This window comes from Cellulosimicrobium sp. E-16, assembly GCF_049913115.1.
Classification (GTDB): domain Bacteria; phylum Actinomycetota; class Actinomycetes; order Actinomycetales; family Cellulomonadaceae; genus Cellulosimicrobium.
In genome coordinates this window covers 2,879,461-2,896,127 of record NZ_CP183974.1, presented here as the reverse complement: position 1 = coordinate 2,896,127, position 16,667 = coordinate 2,879,461, and the positions used below count along the sequence as shown (strand labels likewise).

The following is a 16,667-nucleotide window of genomic DNA, read 5'->3' as shown; positions in this document are numbered from 1 at the left end:
GGGCCGTGCGTCCCGGCTCACCGGTGCGCCCACGGCAACGGTCTCCGGCGGCACGAAGGCCGCCTCCTCGAACGAGGAGGCGGCCTTCGTCGTCGTGGGTGGTGCTGCCGCGGTCAGACGCTCGCGACCGCGAGCGCGACGTTGTGGCCGCCGAACCCGAACGAGTTGTTCACCGCGACGATGTCGCCCGCGGGCAGAGGAGCCGGGGTGTCGCGCACGAGCGGGACCTGGAGCTCCGGGTCCGGGTTCGCGACGTTGATCGTCGGGGGAGCGAGGCGCTCGGCGACCGCCTTGATCGTGAAGATCGACTCGAGCGCCCCCGCGCCGCCCAGGAGGTGGCCGGTCATCGACTTCGTGGCCGAGAGGAGCACGTGGTCCGTCTCGGAGCCCAGGAGCGAGCGGATCGAACGGGTCTCCGTGAGGTCGCCGACCTTGGTCGAGGTCGCGTGCGCGTTGACGTGCACGACGTCCCGGCCGGTCACCCCGGCCTCCTCGATCGCGCGGCGCATCGCGGCGACCTGCCCGCGGCCCTCCGGGTCCGGGGACGTGATGTGGTACGCGTCGGAGGACAGGCCGACGCCCGCGAGCCGCGCGTACACGCGGGCGCCGCGTGCGGCGGCGTGCTCGGCGCTCTCCAGGACGACGACGCCCGAGCCCTCGCCGATGACGAAGCCGTCGCGGTCGACGTCGTAGGGGCGCGACGCGCCCTGCGGGTCGTCGTTGCGCAGCGAGAGCGTGCGCGAGGCGGCGAAGGCCGCGATGGGCATGGGGTGGATCGTCGCCTCGGTCCCGCCCGCGACGACGATGTCCGCGCGGCCCGCGCGGATCATGTCGACGCCGTAGCCGATCGCCTCGGCGCCGGACGCGCACGCCGAGACGAGCGCGTGGGCGCCCGCACGGGCACCGAGCTCGAGCGACACGTAGGCGGTGGGGGAGTTGGGCATGAGCATGGGCACGGTCATCGGGAGCATGCGGCGTGCACCGCGCTCGCGCAGCGTGTCCCAGCCGTCCAGCGTGGTCCAGATGCCGCCGATGCCGGACGACACGACGGTGCCGAGCCGGTCGCCGTCGACCTCGGGGCTGCCCGCGTCGGCCCACGCCTCGCGCGCCGCGATGATCGCGTACTGCGTCGAGGGGTCCATGCGCTTGATCTCGGGTCGTGCCAGGACCTCGGCGGGGTCCACCTTGAGGGTCGCGGCGAACGTCACCGGGATCTCGTAGCGCTCCGCCCAGTCGTTGTCGAGGGTGCGGGCGCCGGACTCGCCGGCGAGCGCCGCGGCCCAGGTCGAGGGCACGTCGCCGCCGAGCGGCGTGGTGGCGCCGAGGCCGGTGACGACGACTTCAGTAGCGGCGGACATGGTGCTCCTCGGGTGGGGTTCTGGGGCGGGAGGACGGGCGGGCCGGCGCGGGTGACGCCGACCCGCCCGCAGGCCTGCGGGGCAGGCGGGGCGTGCTCAGGCCTGGGCGCCCGTGATGAAGGACACGGCGTCGCCGACCGTCGTGAGGTTCTTGACCTCGTCGTCCGGGATGCGGACGCCGAACTTGTCCTCGGCGTGCGTCACGATCGTCATCATCGACAGCGAGTCGATGTCGAGGTCGTCGGTGAAGGACTTCTCGAGCGCGACGGCGTCGGTCGGCAGACCCGTCTCCTCGGCGACGATCTCCGCGAGGCCGGCGAGGACTTCCTGCTCGGTGTAAGCCATGGTTTCTCCTTGTCGTGGGGCCGGCGGCGACCGGTCCCGGTGGTGTTGCCCGGTGGGTGTGCCGGGCGGTACAGCGGTAGACGGTGCGTGCGACGGACGGGTCCGCCGACGGCGTGGGTCCTCCCGCGGGGGAGGGCGGCCGTCCGTCCAGGGTGATTCTCCCCTACGGCAGGACGACCACCTGCGCCGCGTAGACCAGCCCGGCGCCGAACCCGATCTGGAGCGCAAGGTCGCCGGAGCGGACCTGGCCCTCGTCGAGCAGACGCCGCGTGGCGAGCGGGATCGAGGCGGCCGACGTGTTGCCGGTCTCCGCGATGTCGCGGGCCACCGCGACGGTGTCGGGGAGCTGGAGCTGCTTGATCATCTGGTCGATGATGCGCATGTTCGCCTGGTGCGGCACGAACGCGCCGATGTCGCCGGGGGCGACCCCTGCCTCGGCCATGGCCTTGGCCGCGACGGGAGCCATCTGGAACGCGGCCCACTTGAACACGCTCTGCCCGTCCTGGCGCAGCGTGGGCCAGCCGAGCGAGGGGTCCTCGCGCAGGTCCGACCAGGCGTGCGTCTGTCGGATCGCCTGGGCCTTGCCGCCGTCGGACCCCCACACCGTGGGGCCGATGCCCGGGGTGTCGGACGGGCCGACGATCGCGGCTCCTGCGCCGTCGCCCAGGAGGAAGGAGATCGACCGGTCCGTCGGGTCGATGAAGTCGCTCATCTTCTCGGCGCCGACGACGAGCACGTGCGTGGCGATGCCCGCGCGCACGAGCGCGTCGGCCTGCGCGATCGCGTAGGCGTAGCCCGCGCACGCGGCCGAGACGTCGAACGCGGCGGCGGGCGTGGCGCCCAGGCGCTCGGCGAGCACCGCAGCGGCGGCGGGCGTCTGGTGGAAGTACGTGACCGTGGAGACGATGACGGCGTCGACGTCGGTCCCCTGGAGCCCCGCGCGGGCGAGCGCGTCGCGCGCCGCCGCCTCGGACAGGTCGAGCACGTCGACGTCGGCGCCGGCGCGGCGGCGCGTGACGATCCCGGTGCGCTGGCGGATCCACTCGTCGGACGAGTCGATCGGACCGGCGATGTCGTCGTTCGTGACGACGTTCTCGCCCCGGACGCCGCCGATCGCGAGGATCCGCGAGTGCGCCGGTCCGGTGGCCTGGCGCAGCGTCACGCCGCTCACGCGTCGTCGCCCGCGGCGGGGGCCGGCACCGCGCCGCCCACGACGGAGTGGCGGGCGATCAGGTCGCGGGCCGCCTCGACGTCGTCGGGCGACTTCACGGCGACCGACTCCACGCCCTTGAGCGTGCGTCGCGCGAGGCCCGTGAGGACGCCGCCGGGCGCGAGCTCGAGGATCGCGGTGACGCCGAGCTCCGCGAGCGTCTCCTGGCACAGGTCCCAGCGCACGGGCGCGGCGATCTGCGCGGTGAGGCGCCGGACGACGTCGCGCGCCTTGCCGAACGTGCTGCCCTCGATGTCGATCGTCCCGTACGACTCGCCGTCGGCGTTCGAGAGGAACGGCAGGCGCGGGTCGGCGACGTCCCACGACGCGGCCACGGGCTCGAACTCCTCGAGCGCGGGCTGCATGAACGGCGTGTGGAACGCGCCTGCCACCTGGAGCGGGATGACGCGCGCCTTGGCGGGCGGGTTCTCGGCGAGGGCCGCGAGGTGGTCGAGCGCCCCCGCGGCGACGACCTGTCCGCCGCCGTTGACGTTGGCGGGCCACAGGTGCGCGGCCTCGATCGCGGCGAGCACCTCCTCCGGGTCGCCCCCGACGACCGCGCTCATGCCCGTGGGCGTCGCGGCGGCGGCCGCGGCCATCGCGCGGGCCCGGTGCGCGACGAGCCCGACGGCGCCGACGTCGGTCAGCGCGCCCGCGACCGCGGCGGCGGCGAGCTCGCCGACCGAGTGGCCCGCGGTCACGTCGACGACGTCCGCGGTGCCGCGACCGTCGAGGATGGCCCGCAGGGCGACCAGGGAAGACGCGACGATGAGCGGCTGGGCGACCGCGGTGTCACGGATCGTGTCGGCGTCGGACTCCGTCCCGTGCGCGCGCAGGTCGAGGCTCGCGGCCTCGCCGAACGCGGCGACCTGGTCGGCGACGCCGGTCAGCTCGAGCCAGGGGGCGAGCATTCCGGGGGACTGGGAGCCCTGTCCAGGGCACAAGACGGCGAGCACCCGTCAACTGTGCCAACCCGGCGCTCTCGCGCCACGTCACGACCCGCACCAACCTTACGGAGGGTGATTGTGCCGAACCTACAAGGTGCGACGGTCGGGCCGACGGCCTCTGCCGGGGGAAGGGGCGGGCTCAGCGCGTCGTGGAGAGCTGACCGAGCGCGAGCGCGACCTGGAGGACGAACGACTCGCGCGCGTCGAGCGGGTCCCACCCGGTGATCTCGGAGACCTTGCGCAGGCGGTAGCGCACCGTGTTGGGGTGCACGTACAGCGACCGCGCGGCCGCCTCGAGCGACCGGCCCGTGCCGAGGTACGCCGACAGCGTCTCGAGCACCGAGCCCGTCGCCTCCGCGAGCGGCCGGTACGCCTGCGCGACCAGGGTGCGGCGCGCCGTCGTGTCGCCCGTGAGCACGCGCTCCGGCAGGAGGTCGTCGGCCAGGACCGGGCGCGGCGCCTGGGGCCACGCCGGGGCGGCCCGCAGGCCCGCCAGCGCGGCCTGGGCCGAGCGTGCCGCCTCCTCCAGGCCGGGGACGGTCGGGCCGATGACGACGGGACCGGGCCCGAACCGGGGCAGGAGCGAGGCCGCCGCGGCCTGGAGGTCGCCCTCCCCGCCGAGCACGAGGACGAGGCGGTCGCCGTGGATGCCCACGAGCGCGTCGCCCGCCGCGCGGCGCGTCGCGCGGCGCAGCTCGGCCGTGCGCACCTCGTCGAGCGTCGAGGCGATCGTGCCCGCCATGACCAGGGTCGGGCCGTGCCCGCCCCAGCCGAGGGCCGAGACGCGCGAGCGCAGCGAGTCGTCGCCGTCGCCGCGGATCAGCGCGTCGACGACGAGCGCCTCGAGGCGCGCGTCCCAGGCGCCGCGCACCTCCGCGGCGCGCGCGTAGACCTCGGCCGCGGAGAACGCGACCTCGCGCGAGTAGCGCAGGACCGCCTCGCGCAGGTCGCGCTCGCCCCCCGGGGCGGCGAGCTGGTCGGAGTACGCCTCGACGACCTCGACGACGATCCGGACGAGCTGGAGCGTGTTCTGGAGCGAGATCGAGCGCGTCAGCTCCGGCGGGGCCGCCGCGAAGATGTCGCTCACGCCGTGCGGCGGGGCCAGCGGGTCCGCGTACCAGGTGACGAACGCCGTGATGCCGGACTGCGCCACGAGCCCCACGTACGAGCGGTCCTCGGCCGGCAGCTCGCGGTACCAGGGGATCTCGTCGTCGAGGCGTCGCAGCGCGGCCGACATGAGCAGACCGCTCCCGTCGCGCAGGCGCTGGAGGTTGTCCGCGTTGCCCGTCGGGCCGCTCGGGGCGGACGCGCTCGCGGGCGTCCTGGGGGTGGCCGTCACGCGCCGAGCATACGGTCCGCGCTTGTGGACAGTCCACAAATGGCGTCCCCCGTGCGGAGTCCGACGGCGGACGACCCGGGCCGCTGGGTGAGCGTCCGGACGACCCGCTAGGGTCGGGACATGGCCCTCATGCCCCGACTCCGACAGCTCATGCGTCGGCCGACGTCCGCGTCGACCGTCGGCACGCGCCGCCCGCGGTCCGGGGAGAAGCGCGGCGACACGGTCCACGAGGACGCGCTGCGCGCGATGCTCGTCGACGACCCCAACGACGAGCGCGCGTTCCGGGCGCTCGCCGAGCTGGTCCGACGCCGCGCCGCCGAGGGGCCGGCCACCGACGACCCGCTCGCCGCGCCGGTGGACGAGACGGAGAAGCAGCGCGCCGCCGACCTGGCGGTCTGGGCGCTCGCGGAGGAGCTCGCCGGGCACCCCAAGGGGTGGTACCCGCTGGTCGAGCTCGGACGCCTGTCGCTCGACGACGACCAGGAGGCCGCGCTGCGCCGGTTCGCGACGGCCGCCGAGCGCGACCCGTCGGGCCGCGCGCTCGCGCAGTCGATGGAGGTGCTGCGCACGGCGGGCCTGCCCGTCGAGGCGCTGGGCCTGGGCGTCGGGCACTGGCGCGCGCGCGAGCACGAGCCGGAGGTCGGGCGCCAGCTCGTCCTGGCGGCGCTCGAGGCCGACCGCCCTCTCGAGGCGCGGCACCACCTCGAGTCGCTGGTCGAGTACGGCGACCCGCAGGGTGTGTCGTCGCTGCGCGCGGACCTCGAGCGCACGGTCGCGCAGGCCGAGCAGCACCGCGCCGGGACCTGACGGCCGCCCGGGCGAGGACGCCGCGGGACCTCGGGTGCGCCGTCGGGCCGCCCACCTGCCCGCACGACGACGGCCGGTCACCCCGCGGGGCGACCGGCCGTCGTCGTGCTACCGGGCGGGGGCCGTCAGGCCTCGCCGCCCGCGTTGCCGGACGTGCCGGCGGTGACGTCCATCAGGCGGTACTTCTCGATCGCCTGGGCGGACGCGTCCGCGGGGACCTTGCCCCGCTTGGCGAGCGCCTGGAGCGTACGGACGACGACGGACGGGCCGTCGATCTTGAAGTGCCGGCGGGCGGCAGCGCGCGTGTCCGAGAACCCGAAGCCGTCGGCCCCCAGCACCTCGTAGTCGCCCGGGACCCACTTGCGGATCTGGTCGGGCACGAGGTGGTCGTAGTCGCTCGTCGCGACGAACGGGCCCTCGGCGCCGGACAGCTTCTCGGTCACGTACGCGACGCGCGGCTCGGCGGCCGGGTCGAGGAACGCGGCCTGGTCGGCGGCGAGGCCGTCGCGGCGCAGCTCGTTCCAGCTCGTCACGCTCCACACGTCGGCCGCCACGCCCCAGTCGTCGTGGAGGAGCTGCTGCGCCTCCAGCGCCCACGGGACGCCCACGCCCGAGGCGAGGATCTGGGCGCGCGGCCCGTCGCCCTCGCCGACGGAGAGGCGGTGGATGCCCTTGAGGATGCCCTCGACGTCCACGTCCTCCGGCTCGGCCGGCTGGACCATCGGCTCGTTGTACACCGTGAGGTAGTACATGACGTTCTGGTCGCGGCCGTCCGCACCGACCCCGTGCTCGCCGGGGCCGAACATGCGCTCGATGCCGTCGCGCACGATGTGGCGGATCTCGTACCCGTAGGCCGGGTCGTACTGGACCATGGCCGTGTTGGTGCCCGCGATGAGCGGCGAGTGGCCGTCGGCGTGCTGGAGGCCCTCACCGGTCAGGGTCGTGCGTCCCGCGGTCGCGCCGATGATGAACCCGCGCGTGAGCTGGTCGCCCGCCGCCCAGAACTGGTCGCCCGTGCGCTGGAAGCCGAACATCGAGTAGAAGATGTAGAACGGCACCATGATCTCGCCCTGCGTGGCGTAGGACGTGCCGACCGACTGGAACGCGGCCGCGGAACCGGCCTCGTTGATGCCGGTGTGCATGATCTGGCCGGCCTCGGACTCCTTGTAGCTCAGCATGAGCTCGCGGTCCACGGCGAGGTAGTGCTGGCCCTGGGTGTTGAAGATCTTCGCCGACGGGAAGATCGAGTCCAGGCCGAACGTGCGCGCCTCGTCGGGGATGATCGGCACGATGCGCTTGCCGAACTCCTTGTCCTTGATGAGGTCCTTGAGGAGCCGGACGAAGGCCATCGTGGTGGCGATCTCCTGCTGGCCCGAGCCCTTCTTGAGGATCTCGTAGGACTTGTCGCCCGGGAGCGTGATCGGCTTGGGCGACGAGCGGCGCTCGGGGACGAACCCGCCGAGCTGCTGACGACGGCCGAGGAGGTACTGGATCTCCGGCGCGTCGGGGCCCGGGTGGTAGTACGGGGGCTCGTACGGGTTGGCGTCGAGCTCCTCGTCCGTGATCGGGATGCGCAGCGAGTCGCGCAGCGTCTTGAGGTCGGCCAGGCCGACCTTCTTCATCTGGTGGGTCGCGTTGCGGCCGGCGAAGGTCGAGCCCAGGCCGTAGCCCTTGACCGTGTGCGCGAGGATGACCGTCGGCTGCCCCGTGTGGGCGCGTGCCGCCGCGTACGCCGCGTAGATCTTGCGGTAGTCGTGGCCGCCGCGCTTGAGGTTCCAGATGTCGTCGTCGGTCATGTTCTCGACGAGCTGCTTGGTCCGCGGGTCGCGGCCGAAGAAGTGCTCGCGGATGAACGCGCCGGACTCCGCACGGTACGTCTGGTAGTCGCCGTCGGGCGTGACGTTCATGAGGTTGACCAGGGCGCGGTCCTTGTCCGCGTTGAGCAGGACGTCCCACTCGCGGCCCCAGATCACCTTGATGACGTTCCAGCCCGCGCCGCGGAACTGCGCCTCGAGCTCCTGGATGATCTTGCCGTTGCCGCGCACCGGCCCGTCGAGGCGCTGGAGGTTGCAGTTCACGACGAACGTCAGGTTGTCGAGCTGCTGCTGCGCCGCGAGCTGGAGCATGCCGCGCGACTCGGGCTCGTCCATCTCGCCGTCGCCGAGGAACGCCCACACGTCCTGCTGCTCCGTGTCACGGATGCCACGGTTGTGCAGGTACTTGTCCGTCCACGCCTGGTAGATCGCGCTCGCCGGGCCGAGGCCCATGGAGACCGTCGGGTACTCCCAGAAGTCGGGCATGAGGCGCGGGTGCGGGTACGACGGCAGGCCGCCGCCCGGGTGCGACTTCTCCTGGCGGAACCCGTCGAGCTGGTCCGCCGAGAGGCGGCCCTCGAGGAACGCGCGCGCGTAGACGCCGGGGGAGGCGTGGCCCTGGAAGTAGACCTGGTCGCCGCCGCCGGGGTGGTCCTTGCCGCGGAAGAAGTGGTTGAGGCCCACCTCGTACAACGTCGCCACCGACGCGTAGGAGGAGATGTGGCCGCCGACGCCGATGCCGGGGCGCTGCGCGCGCGTCACCATGACGGCCGCGTTCCAGCGGATCCACGAGCGGTAGCGGCGCTCGAGCGCCTCGTCGCCGGGGAAGTAGGGCTCCTCGTGCACACCGATGGTGTTCACGTAGGGAGTGGTGAAGGAGGTCGGGACGGCGACGTTGCGCTCCCGGGCCCTCTTGAGCAGGTTCAGCAGGACGTAGCGGGCGCGCGGGCCCCCGCGGTCGTCGATCAGGCCGTCGAGGGCCTCGACCCACTCGCCGGTCTCGGCGGGGTCGAAGTCCGGAACCTGGCTGAGCAGACCGTTGATCAGCGGTCCGGTCTCGTCGTACGAAGCCACCAGCAACCTCATATCTCGTCGGATGCCGGGCGCACGGCCGCGCGGTACACGGCCGGAACCCGTCTTGGGGCCACTCCGGGCACGCGGCCGCGGCCGCTGGTGGCGACCGCGCCTCTTCACGAGACCAGGGTGGTCTACCCATTGTGTTCACAACGCGCGCGTAAGTCACACCATCGGGTGGTCAAGAGGGCGTGATTTCGGCGACACGCCCGGGCGGGGAGGCGTCCCGGCGTCGTGCGGGTGCCGTGCCCGACGACGGTCCGGGTGCCACGTGCCGGACCGGGTGTCCGTGGCGGGCACCTTGCCAAGCAACGGATCCTCCGGTGGGCTACCTTTGCCAGACACGGCAGGTCGTCGTGCGCGCGGGCGTCCGCCCGCGCGTCGGGGCCCGCCGCACGGATGACAGGACGAGGAAAGGAACGACACGACAGTGACCGACACCGCAGGGCCCCTCGGGGCGGACCGCCTGGGGTTCGCGCCCGGCAACGTGGTGCAGGAGTTCGGCTGGTCGGAGGACGTCGACGACGACCTGCGCGGTGAGCTCGAGCAGCTCGTCGGCGGCGAGCTCGTCGACGAGGACTACGACGACGTCACCGACGGTGTGATCGTCTGGTACCGCGAGGACGACGGCGACCTCACCGACCTGCTCGTGGACGTCCAGACCGTGCTCGACGACGGCGGGCTCATCTGGGTGCTCACGCCCAAGCCGGGCCGGTCCGGGCACGTGGGCCACAACGACATCCAGGAGGCCGCGACCACGGCCGGGCTGCACGCGACGAGCACGTTCGCCATCGCGCCCGACTGGTCCGCGACGAAGCTCGGGACCCGTGGCCGCGGTCGCTGACGAGGGAATCGCCGCCGTCCGGGCCACGCCGCCCGGGCCGGGCGACCCCGCACCCGACTTCACGCTGCCCGACACGCACGGCACGCCCGTCCACCTCGCCGACCTGCGCGGCGGGCCGGTGCTCCTCGTGTTCTACCCGTTCGCGTTCTCCGGCATCTGCACGGGCGAGCTCTGCGAGCTGCGCGACAACCTCGAGGACTTCGAGGCGGCCGGCGTCACGCTGCTGGGCATCTCGTGCGACTCGGTGTTCGCGCAGAAGGCGTGGACGGCGCAGGAGGGTTTCGAGTTCGACCTCCTCTCCGACTTCTGGCCCCACGGCGACGTCGCCCGGGCCTACGGCGTGCTGGACGAGGAGAACGGCCTCGCGCTGCGCGGCTCGTTCCTGCTCGACGCCGACGGGATCGTGCGCTGGTCCGTCGTCAACCCGCGCGGGCAGCGTCGTGACCTCGACGGCTACCGACGGGCGCTGGAACAGCTCTGATCGCGGGCGCGCCGCTGCCGTCGCCGAGCGGGGGCCGACGGCGGTTCTTGCGTCGGGTCGTCGAGTCAGGTCGTCGCGCTCCCGGCGTGGCCGGTGGCGGGGTGCCGACCCGGTAGGCTGTGCTCCGCTGTTCCAGGGCCTGTAGCTCAGCTGGTTAGAGCGCCACGCTTACACCGTGGATGTCGGGGGTTCGAGTCCCTCCGGGCCCACTTTTTTCCTGACGAGTGCCGGCCCGCACGGCTCCCTCAACCCTTCGCAGCCGTCGAACACGCGAACCGCACTTCACCCGCTGTCGTCGTGGGCGGCCTCCACCCGAAGCCCTATCATTCGGGAGCGCGAACGAGCCGACGCGTGTGGGAGGCGTCCTGCGACGTCGTGACGAGGAGGTCGTCGTGCTTCGAGCAGCATGGAAGGCCGTTGCCGGTGCCGCGACGCTGGCACTCTTGGTATCCGTCGTCGGGCCGGGGGCCCACGCCGCCGACGACGGAGCCGGCCGCCTGACGGTCGTCATCGATCAAGACTGCTCGCTGGTAGCACCCGACGACTGCCCGCGCAGTGAGCCACGTGTGGTCGTCCAGGATGCGCACGGAGTCGTCAAGAGCGACTGGTTGTCCAGCACACCGCTCGAGCTGTCCTCGAGTCTCGCGCCAGGAAGCTACTTCCTGACGATCCGGGACGCCCGGGACCACGCCACGATCGCGGATCGGCTCCCCGTGGCCGTCACGGCGGAGGCACAGCAGATCACCGTGCCGTACCAGCCGAGGCCGAGCGCCTGGGTCACTCTTCACGCGACGGATACTGATGGCAGCGTGTGGGGCCTCGGTGACGCCGAGCTCTGGGCGCCTGACGGTGTCGAGTACGCCGCGCGTTACTTGGGGTGGTCCTCGGGCCAGGACTACCGATTTCGCACGCGCGCGTTCGGTCAATGGCGTCTCGTCGTCCGCGCAGGGGAAGGACGACAGGCCTTCGTGCCGACGTATTATCCCGGCGTTGCCGACGCTGCCGCCGCTGAGCTCGTCGACATCGTCCCCGGCGCGGACATCTCGCTGGCGATGGGGTTGCTCCCCGGGGGAAGGATCTCCGGGGAGCTGCGCGGCCCGACGGCAGATCCGCAGGTCGGCCGTGGCGTCCGTCTCTACACGACCGCCGGCGTCCCTGCCTACGACGTCCCCGCATGGTTTACCGGAACCGGCAACGCCTACGTGATCACCAGCCGGTCGGGCGATCGTCAGGGCATCGCACCCGGCGAGTACCTGGTGAAGTTCGACGGCGGCGACGAGTTCGCATCCGAGTTCTACGACGGAGGCGGTGGGTCCTTCAGCATCGCGAAGGCGAAGCCCGTCGTCCTCACGGGTGGCGAGACGGTGACCGGCGTCGACGTCGACCTCACCCCCTGCGGTTCGATCTCGGGCCAGGTGACCGGCTTGGCTGAATGGCCGCAGATGCGTGCGGGCGCCGTGTACGCGACCAATGTCGACGACCCAGACGCCACTCGCCTGGCCTGGAAGGACGCGGACGACCGGTTCACTATTACCGGTCTAGCACCGGGGACGTACACGGTCTCCGTCGCAGGCCGCAGCCACGACCCACGTGTGTCCGCCACGTACTTCTCCGGCGGCGACACCACGTCGGGAACGCAGGTGACCATCGCGGACTGCGACACGGCAGTCGTCGGCGCCGACATCGCCTTCGTCATGAAGCCCCTCGTGCCGCCTTCCCTCTCGATGCCCACGGTCGGGACGAAGCTCACGGCCACGCCCGGTTCGTGGAACGTCACCAACGCTTCCTACACCTTTGCGTGGCTCAGGGACGGCGCACTCGTCCCTGGGGCGACCTCCTCGACCTACACCCCGGTCGCAGCCGACGCTGGACACCTGCTCTCGGTGGTGGTCACCGCACGCCACGTCAACTATCGAGATGCGACGGCGACCTCGGCGACGGCGAGGGTTGCGCCCGGTGCCGCGCCCAGGGTCACCAAGGCTCCGACGATCAGCGGAACCGTCAGAATCGGCTCCACGCTCAAGGCCTCTGCCGGAGCATGGTCCGTTGCCGGGGTGACCCCGAGCTACCAGTGGTACAGAGCAGGCAAGGTCATTCCGAGGGCGACATCGTCGAGCTACACGGCCACGACGTCAGATGCCGGGTCTCGGCTGAGCGTTCGGGTCACGGTCAAGAAGGCCGGCTACACGAGTGCCTCCGCGGTTTCCGGATCGACGGTCGCCGTGCCGAAGGTCAGGCCGACGGTGGTGGCGACTCCCGTCGCGACGACGATCAGCAGGACAACTGCGCCGAAGGTGAACGTCAGCGTCCAGGCCGCAGGCGTGCCCGCGCCGGTGGGCACCCTCGTCGTGACTCTCGGCACGAAGACCACGAAGGTCGCGCTCACGGCATCCAACAAGGGCAGGATCACCGTCACGCTCCCCAGGATGCCGGGGGGAAAGACGTATCCCCTGCGAGTGTCCTTCTCTCCGTCCTCCGCCTCCGCCTCGTACCTGACATCGAGCTCCGTCACGGCGCGCTCGGTCCGCGTCCGGTAATCCGCTGGACCGCCGGGGCACCGATCGTGAGCTCGTCAGCGTGGTTTCTGACGACCGTGTCGGCGCCCGCCCCTAGCATCTGCCGCACCAGCAGCGACGACGTGACGGTGAGGTAGAGGGTGCTCGAGAAGGTCAAGGGTCTGTTCCGGCGCGACGAGGAGCAGGCGGGAGGTGGCCGCCCGAGCGCCCGGCTCGTCGACGCGCTGAAGGTGCTCGCCGTCGAGTCGCCGGGGCTCGCGGACCGCGCGGTCGCGTACGTGCACCAGGGCGAAGGACCCGAAGTTCTGCTGGAGCTCGAGGCCCTGCGCGGCGGTGACGTCGAGGCGTTGCTGGGTCGGCCTGGCCAGTCGGGGATCTACTCGTGGACGACGCCCGCGCAGGACGAGCGGCTCAAGGCCGCGGTGCCGGGCTGGACGTCGGCGAAGGCCGTCACGGCCCGGTCCAACCTCTACACGCTGAGCGACTCCGTGACGATCCCCGAGCTCGTGCGCCTGGGCCGGGTGCTCAGCGCGGTGTCGTCGGAGGTCGATCGCGAGCGCCCCACCGACCCACGCTGGCTCACGGTGCTGGTCAACGACATGTCGCGGCGCGCGAACGACCGGCGCCAGGGCAAGAACGGCAAGCAGTCGCCCGACCGCTGGACGCCGGACCTGCTGGTGGCGCTCGCGGTCGAGGGCGGCGTGCCGGAGGCCGACGCGCCGGCGGTCGTGCTGCGCGAGCTCTTCGAGCGTCCGACGTCGGCGGGCTGGTCGTCGCGGCACCTCGGCCCGGCGCTCCTCGGCGCTCCGGCGCGGGACTTCGTGGTCGCGCACGTCGACGTCGCGACCCAGGCGCTGCCGGGCGTGAGCGCCGCGGGGCGGACGGAGCTGGTCGAGCTCGTGGCGTCCGACCCAGCGGCGACGGATGCGCTCGCCCCGCTCCTGGCGCGGCTCGCGGCGGACACCAGCAAGGGCGTCCGTGAGGCGGCGGTGGCCGCCGTCGCGCAGCTCCCGGGCGAGCGGCAGCGCGAGATCCTCACCCCGCTCCTCACGGCCCTGCCGCCGTCCCGGCTCGGGGCGGTCGTGACGCGCCTCGCACAGGTCGACGGTGGGCTGGACGACCTCGAGCAGGCCGCCGAGCAGTCGACCGGGGCACGCGCGACGCTCCTGCGGGACACGGTCGAGCGCGCCCGCGTGCTCGACGCTGCGCAGGAGGACGAGCCCGCCATCGAGGTCCCGCCCTTCGAGCCCCTGCCGGAGACGGTGCTGGGCGACGACTTCGTCCGCGCGGCGCGGTCCGCGCTCGACACGGCCCTGGAGCGTGCCCGCACCGAGCATGCGGCGCACCCGGGCAAGAGCAACGACTCGGACTGGCCGCGGTGGCGGCGTGAAGCCGTCGAGCAGGACCTCAAGGAGCTGCCCGGCATCACCGACGACGACGTCCGTGTCTTCGCCGCGTTCCTGTCCGGGACGAGCACGCGCCGCGCCGGGAGCGTCGCGATGCGCAGGCTCTCCGCGCCGGGCGTGTTCTCCCGCCTGCCCGGCACGACCCTGATGCACCGGCTGCGGCTGGAGGCGGACGAGGGGCGCAGGCAGAACGGCCGGTTCGCCTGGTACCGCCTCAACGAGGGCGACATGCTCGACGTCGACCTGCGCGTCCTCGACGAGGCGCTGCGGCGCATCGGTCGCGACGACGCCGAGGCGCTGGTCGACGAGCTGTACTTCTCGACGTGGTGGGCCACGGACGCGGTGACGCCCGCGAACGCGTGGCCGTACTACGCAGGGCGGCTCGACCGGCTCGCCACGGCGCTCGACGACCGCGAGCGCACCTACGGCACGACGAAGCCCGCGCGGGCGCTCGCGGTGCTCGCGCAGCTCCCGCACGTCCCGCGGCGGTTCCTGCCGCGCCTGACCGAGCTCGCCCTCGGCGAGGGCCGCACCTACCGGGCGACGGCCCAGGAGGCGCTCAGCACGCACCCCGGGGTGCGGAACCTGGCGGAGCAGGGGCTCGGGAACGGCCGGTCCGAGGTGCGCCGCACCGCCGCGGAGTGGCTGGCCCGGCTCGGCGACATCGCTGCGGTCCCCGCGCTGCGGGCCGCGCTGGCGAAGGAGCGCGCCGAGGTCGTGCGCGCCGCGCTCCTCACGTCGCTCGAGGCCCTGGGCGAGGACATCTCCGTCGACCTCGCACCGCAGGCGCTCCTCGCCGAGGCCACGAAGGGCCTGCGCACCAAGGCACCGGTGAGCATGGCCTGGTTCGGCCTGGACTCCCTGCCTGCCGTGCGCTGGGCGGCGGACGGCTCGCCCGTGGACCCGTCGATCCTGCGCTGGTGGGTCGTGCTCGCGGTCAAGCTCAAGGACCCGAGCGGCGCCGGGCTGCTCGAACGGTACCTGTCCCTGCTGCAGGAGACGGACCGTGCACGGGTCGGCAGCCACGTGCTGAGCGCGTGGGTCGCGCAGGACACCCGCAACCCCTCGCCCGAGGAGAGCAGCGCGCACGCGCAGGGCGGCGCCCAGCTCCGCTACGACATGTACCAGGACTGGGCCAAGCGTTCCCCCCAGTACTACGCGGTCGAGGCCTCCAAGACCGTCGAGGACCACTACCGGGACCTCTACCGCGAGCACCAGGCGACGTACGTCGGCTCCGCCGTGAAGGACAAGGGCATGCTCGCGCTCACGGTCGCGATGCCGGGCGGCGAGCTCGCGGCGACGTTCCAGCGCTACGCGAAGGCGCACGTCGGTCGTCGCGCGCAGACCGAGGCCCTCGTCCAGGCGCTCGCGGCGAACGGGCGGCCCGCGGCGATCCAGGAGCTCCTCGCCGTCTCGCGCCGCTTCCGGCAGGCGACGGTGCAGGAGACGGCGCAGCGCCTCGCGGCCGAGCTCGCGGACCGGCGCGGCTGGACCGCCGACCAGCTCGCGGACCGGACGGTCCAGACGGCGGGCTTCGAGGACGACGGCCTGCTCCACCTCGACCTCGGGTCGCGCGAGTACGTCGGGCGCATCACGCCCGCGTTCACGCTCGAGCTCACGAGCGACGCCGGGAAGGTCGTCAAGGCGATCCCAGCCGCGCGGGCGCAGGACGACCCGGAGCTCGTCTCGGCCGCGAAGAAGCAGCTCACGGCGAGCCGCAAGGAGCTCAAGGCGGTCGTCGCGCTCCAGACGCAGCGGCTCTACGAGGCGATGTGCGTGGGCCGTACGTGGACGGCGCAGGAGTGGCAGGAGTACCTGCTCGGCCACCCCGTGATGTCCCGGCTCGTCGAGCGGCTCGTGTGGGTCGAGAACCCCGGCACTGACGAGGCGCGGCCCTTCCGTCCCGACGGCGGCGCGCTCGTCGACGCCGACGACGAGGACGTCGAGCTCGGCGAGAGGTCGACGGTCGGGCTCGCGCACGCGGTCCTGCTCGGCCCGGACGCCACGGCCGCCTGGTCGGCGCACCTCGCGGACTACGAGGTCACCCCGCTCTTCGCGCAGCTCGACGTCGCGACGCCCGACGTCCCCGCCGGCTCGACCACGATCGACGACCACAAGGGCTGGTTCTCCGACAGCTTCTCCATCCGCGGGCGCGCCACCAAGCGCGGCTACACGCGCTCGCAGGCCGAGGACGCCGGGTGGTTCAGCGCGTACACGAAGTCGTTCGCGAGCGCGGGGATCGTGGTGCAGATCGAGTTCACGGGATCGTTCGTCCCGGAGGAGAACATCGCCGCCGCGGTGACCGCGCTGACGTTCGAGCGGAGCGGCCGCGGGTCGGGTCGCGGGACCGCGCGCATCGCGGACCTCCCGCCCGTGCTCGTCGCGGAGGCGTACCGCGACTACGTCGCCGTCGCCGAGGCGGGCACGTTCGACCCCGACTGGGAACGCAAGAGCCAGTACTGACCGTGCTCGTCGGTCCGCATGTGAACCGATCGGAGCGGTGCGGTGCCGGGACCCGGCGCCGCA

11 protein-coding genes and 1 tRNA gene are annotated in these 16,667 nt (G+C 72.9%); 6 read left to right on the top strand and 6 right to left on the bottom strand.

Features of this window, described 5'->3' with window-relative positions:
• Window positions 1-113: 113 nt before the first annotated feature.
• The 5 genes from ACN9MS_RS12830 to ACN9MS_RS12810 form a co-directional block, all read right to left on the bottom strand.
• Window positions 114-1,358 (bottom strand): beta-ketoacyl-[acyl-carrier-protein] synthase family protein, encoded by a 1,245-nt coding sequence (locus tag ACN9MS_RS12830; protein WP_426308942.1) that lies wholly within the window; start codon window positions 1,356-1,358, stop codon window positions 114-116.
• Between the two features lie 96 nt (window positions 1,359-1,454).
• The gene (locus ACN9MS_RS12825; RefSeq protein ID WP_021482065.1) at window positions 1,455-1,703 is read right to left on the bottom strand and encodes an acyl carrier protein; all 249 of its coding nucleotides are present in this window, start codon (window positions 1,701-1,703) and stop codon (window positions 1,455-1,457) included.
• 163 nt (window positions 1,704-1,866) lie between these two features.
• Window positions 1,867-2,874 (bottom strand): beta-ketoacyl-ACP synthase III, encoded by a 1,008-nt coding sequence (locus ACN9MS_RS12820; protein WP_426308941.1) that lies wholly within the window; start codon window positions 2,872-2,874, stop codon window positions 1,867-1,869.
• Complete coding sequence (locus tag ACN9MS_RS12815) at window positions 2,871-3,869, bottom strand: ACP S-malonyltransferase (RefSeq protein ID WP_426308940.1); 999 nt, start codon at window positions 3,867-3,869, stop codon at window positions 2,871-2,873. The genes ACN9MS_RS12820 and ACN9MS_RS12815 overlap by 4 nt, the downstream gene beginning before the upstream one ends.
• A 130-nt stretch (window positions 3,870-3,999) precedes the next feature.
• Complete coding sequence (locus ACN9MS_RS12810) at window positions 4,000-5,199, bottom strand: PucR family transcriptional regulator (RefSeq protein ID WP_374059044.1); 1,200 nt, start codon at window positions 5,197-5,199, stop codon at window positions 4,000-4,002.
• Between the two features lie 120 nt (window positions 5,200-5,319).
• Between ACN9MS_RS12810 and ACN9MS_RS12805 the strand changes: the two genes are divergently transcribed.
• Complete coding sequence (locus ACN9MS_RS12805) at window positions 5,320-6,006, top strand: hypothetical protein (protein ID WP_426308939.1); 687 nt, start codon at window positions 5,320-5,322, stop codon at window positions 6,004-6,006.
• A gap of 125 nt (window positions 6,007-6,131) precedes the next feature.
• On the opposite strand, the gene aceE is transcribed toward ACN9MS_RS12805, so the two are convergent.
• A complete protein-coding gene (gene aceE, locus ACN9MS_RS12800) occupies window positions 6,132-8,894 on the bottom strand; it encodes a pyruvate dehydrogenase (acetyl-transferring), homodimeric type (protein ID WP_426308938.1) in 2,763 nt (920 codons plus the stop codon).
• A gap of 430 nt (window positions 8,895-9,324) precedes the next feature.
• On the opposite strand from aceE, the gene ACN9MS_RS12795 reads away from it, so the two are divergent.
• The 5 genes from ACN9MS_RS12795 to ACN9MS_RS12775 all read left to right on the top strand — a co-directional run bounded on the left by ACN9MS_RS12795 (window position 9,325) and on the right by ACN9MS_RS12775 (window position 16,604).
• Entirely contained in the window at window positions 9,325-9,738 is a 414-nt protein-coding gene (locus tag ACN9MS_RS12795) for a DUF3052 domain-containing protein (RefSeq protein ID WP_389272211.1), read from the top strand.
• A complete protein-coding gene (locus ACN9MS_RS12790; RefSeq protein ID WP_426308937.1) occupies window positions 9,722-10,219 on the top strand; it encodes a peroxiredoxin in 498 nt (165 codons plus the stop codon). Before ACN9MS_RS12795 ends, ACN9MS_RS12790 begins: the two co-directional genes overlap by 17 nt.
• Window positions 10,220-10,354: 135 nt before the next feature.
• Window positions 10,355-10,428 (top strand) — tRNA-Val (locus ACN9MS_RS12785).
• 183 nt (window positions 10,429-10,611) lie between these two features.
• The gene (locus tag ACN9MS_RS12780; protein ID WP_426308936.1) at window positions 10,612-12,756 is read left to right on the top strand and encodes a hypothetical protein; all 2,145 of its coding nucleotides are present in this window, start codon (window positions 10,612-10,614) and stop codon (window positions 12,754-12,756) included.
• 119 nt (window positions 12,757-12,875) lie between these two features.
• On the top strand, window positions 12,876-16,604 hold the full coding sequence (locus tag ACN9MS_RS12775; RefSeq protein WP_426308935.1) for a DUF4132 domain-containing protein: 3,729 nt from the start codon (window positions 12,876-12,878) through the stop codon (window positions 16,602-16,604).
• Window positions 16,605-16,667 lie beyond the last annotated feature (63 nt).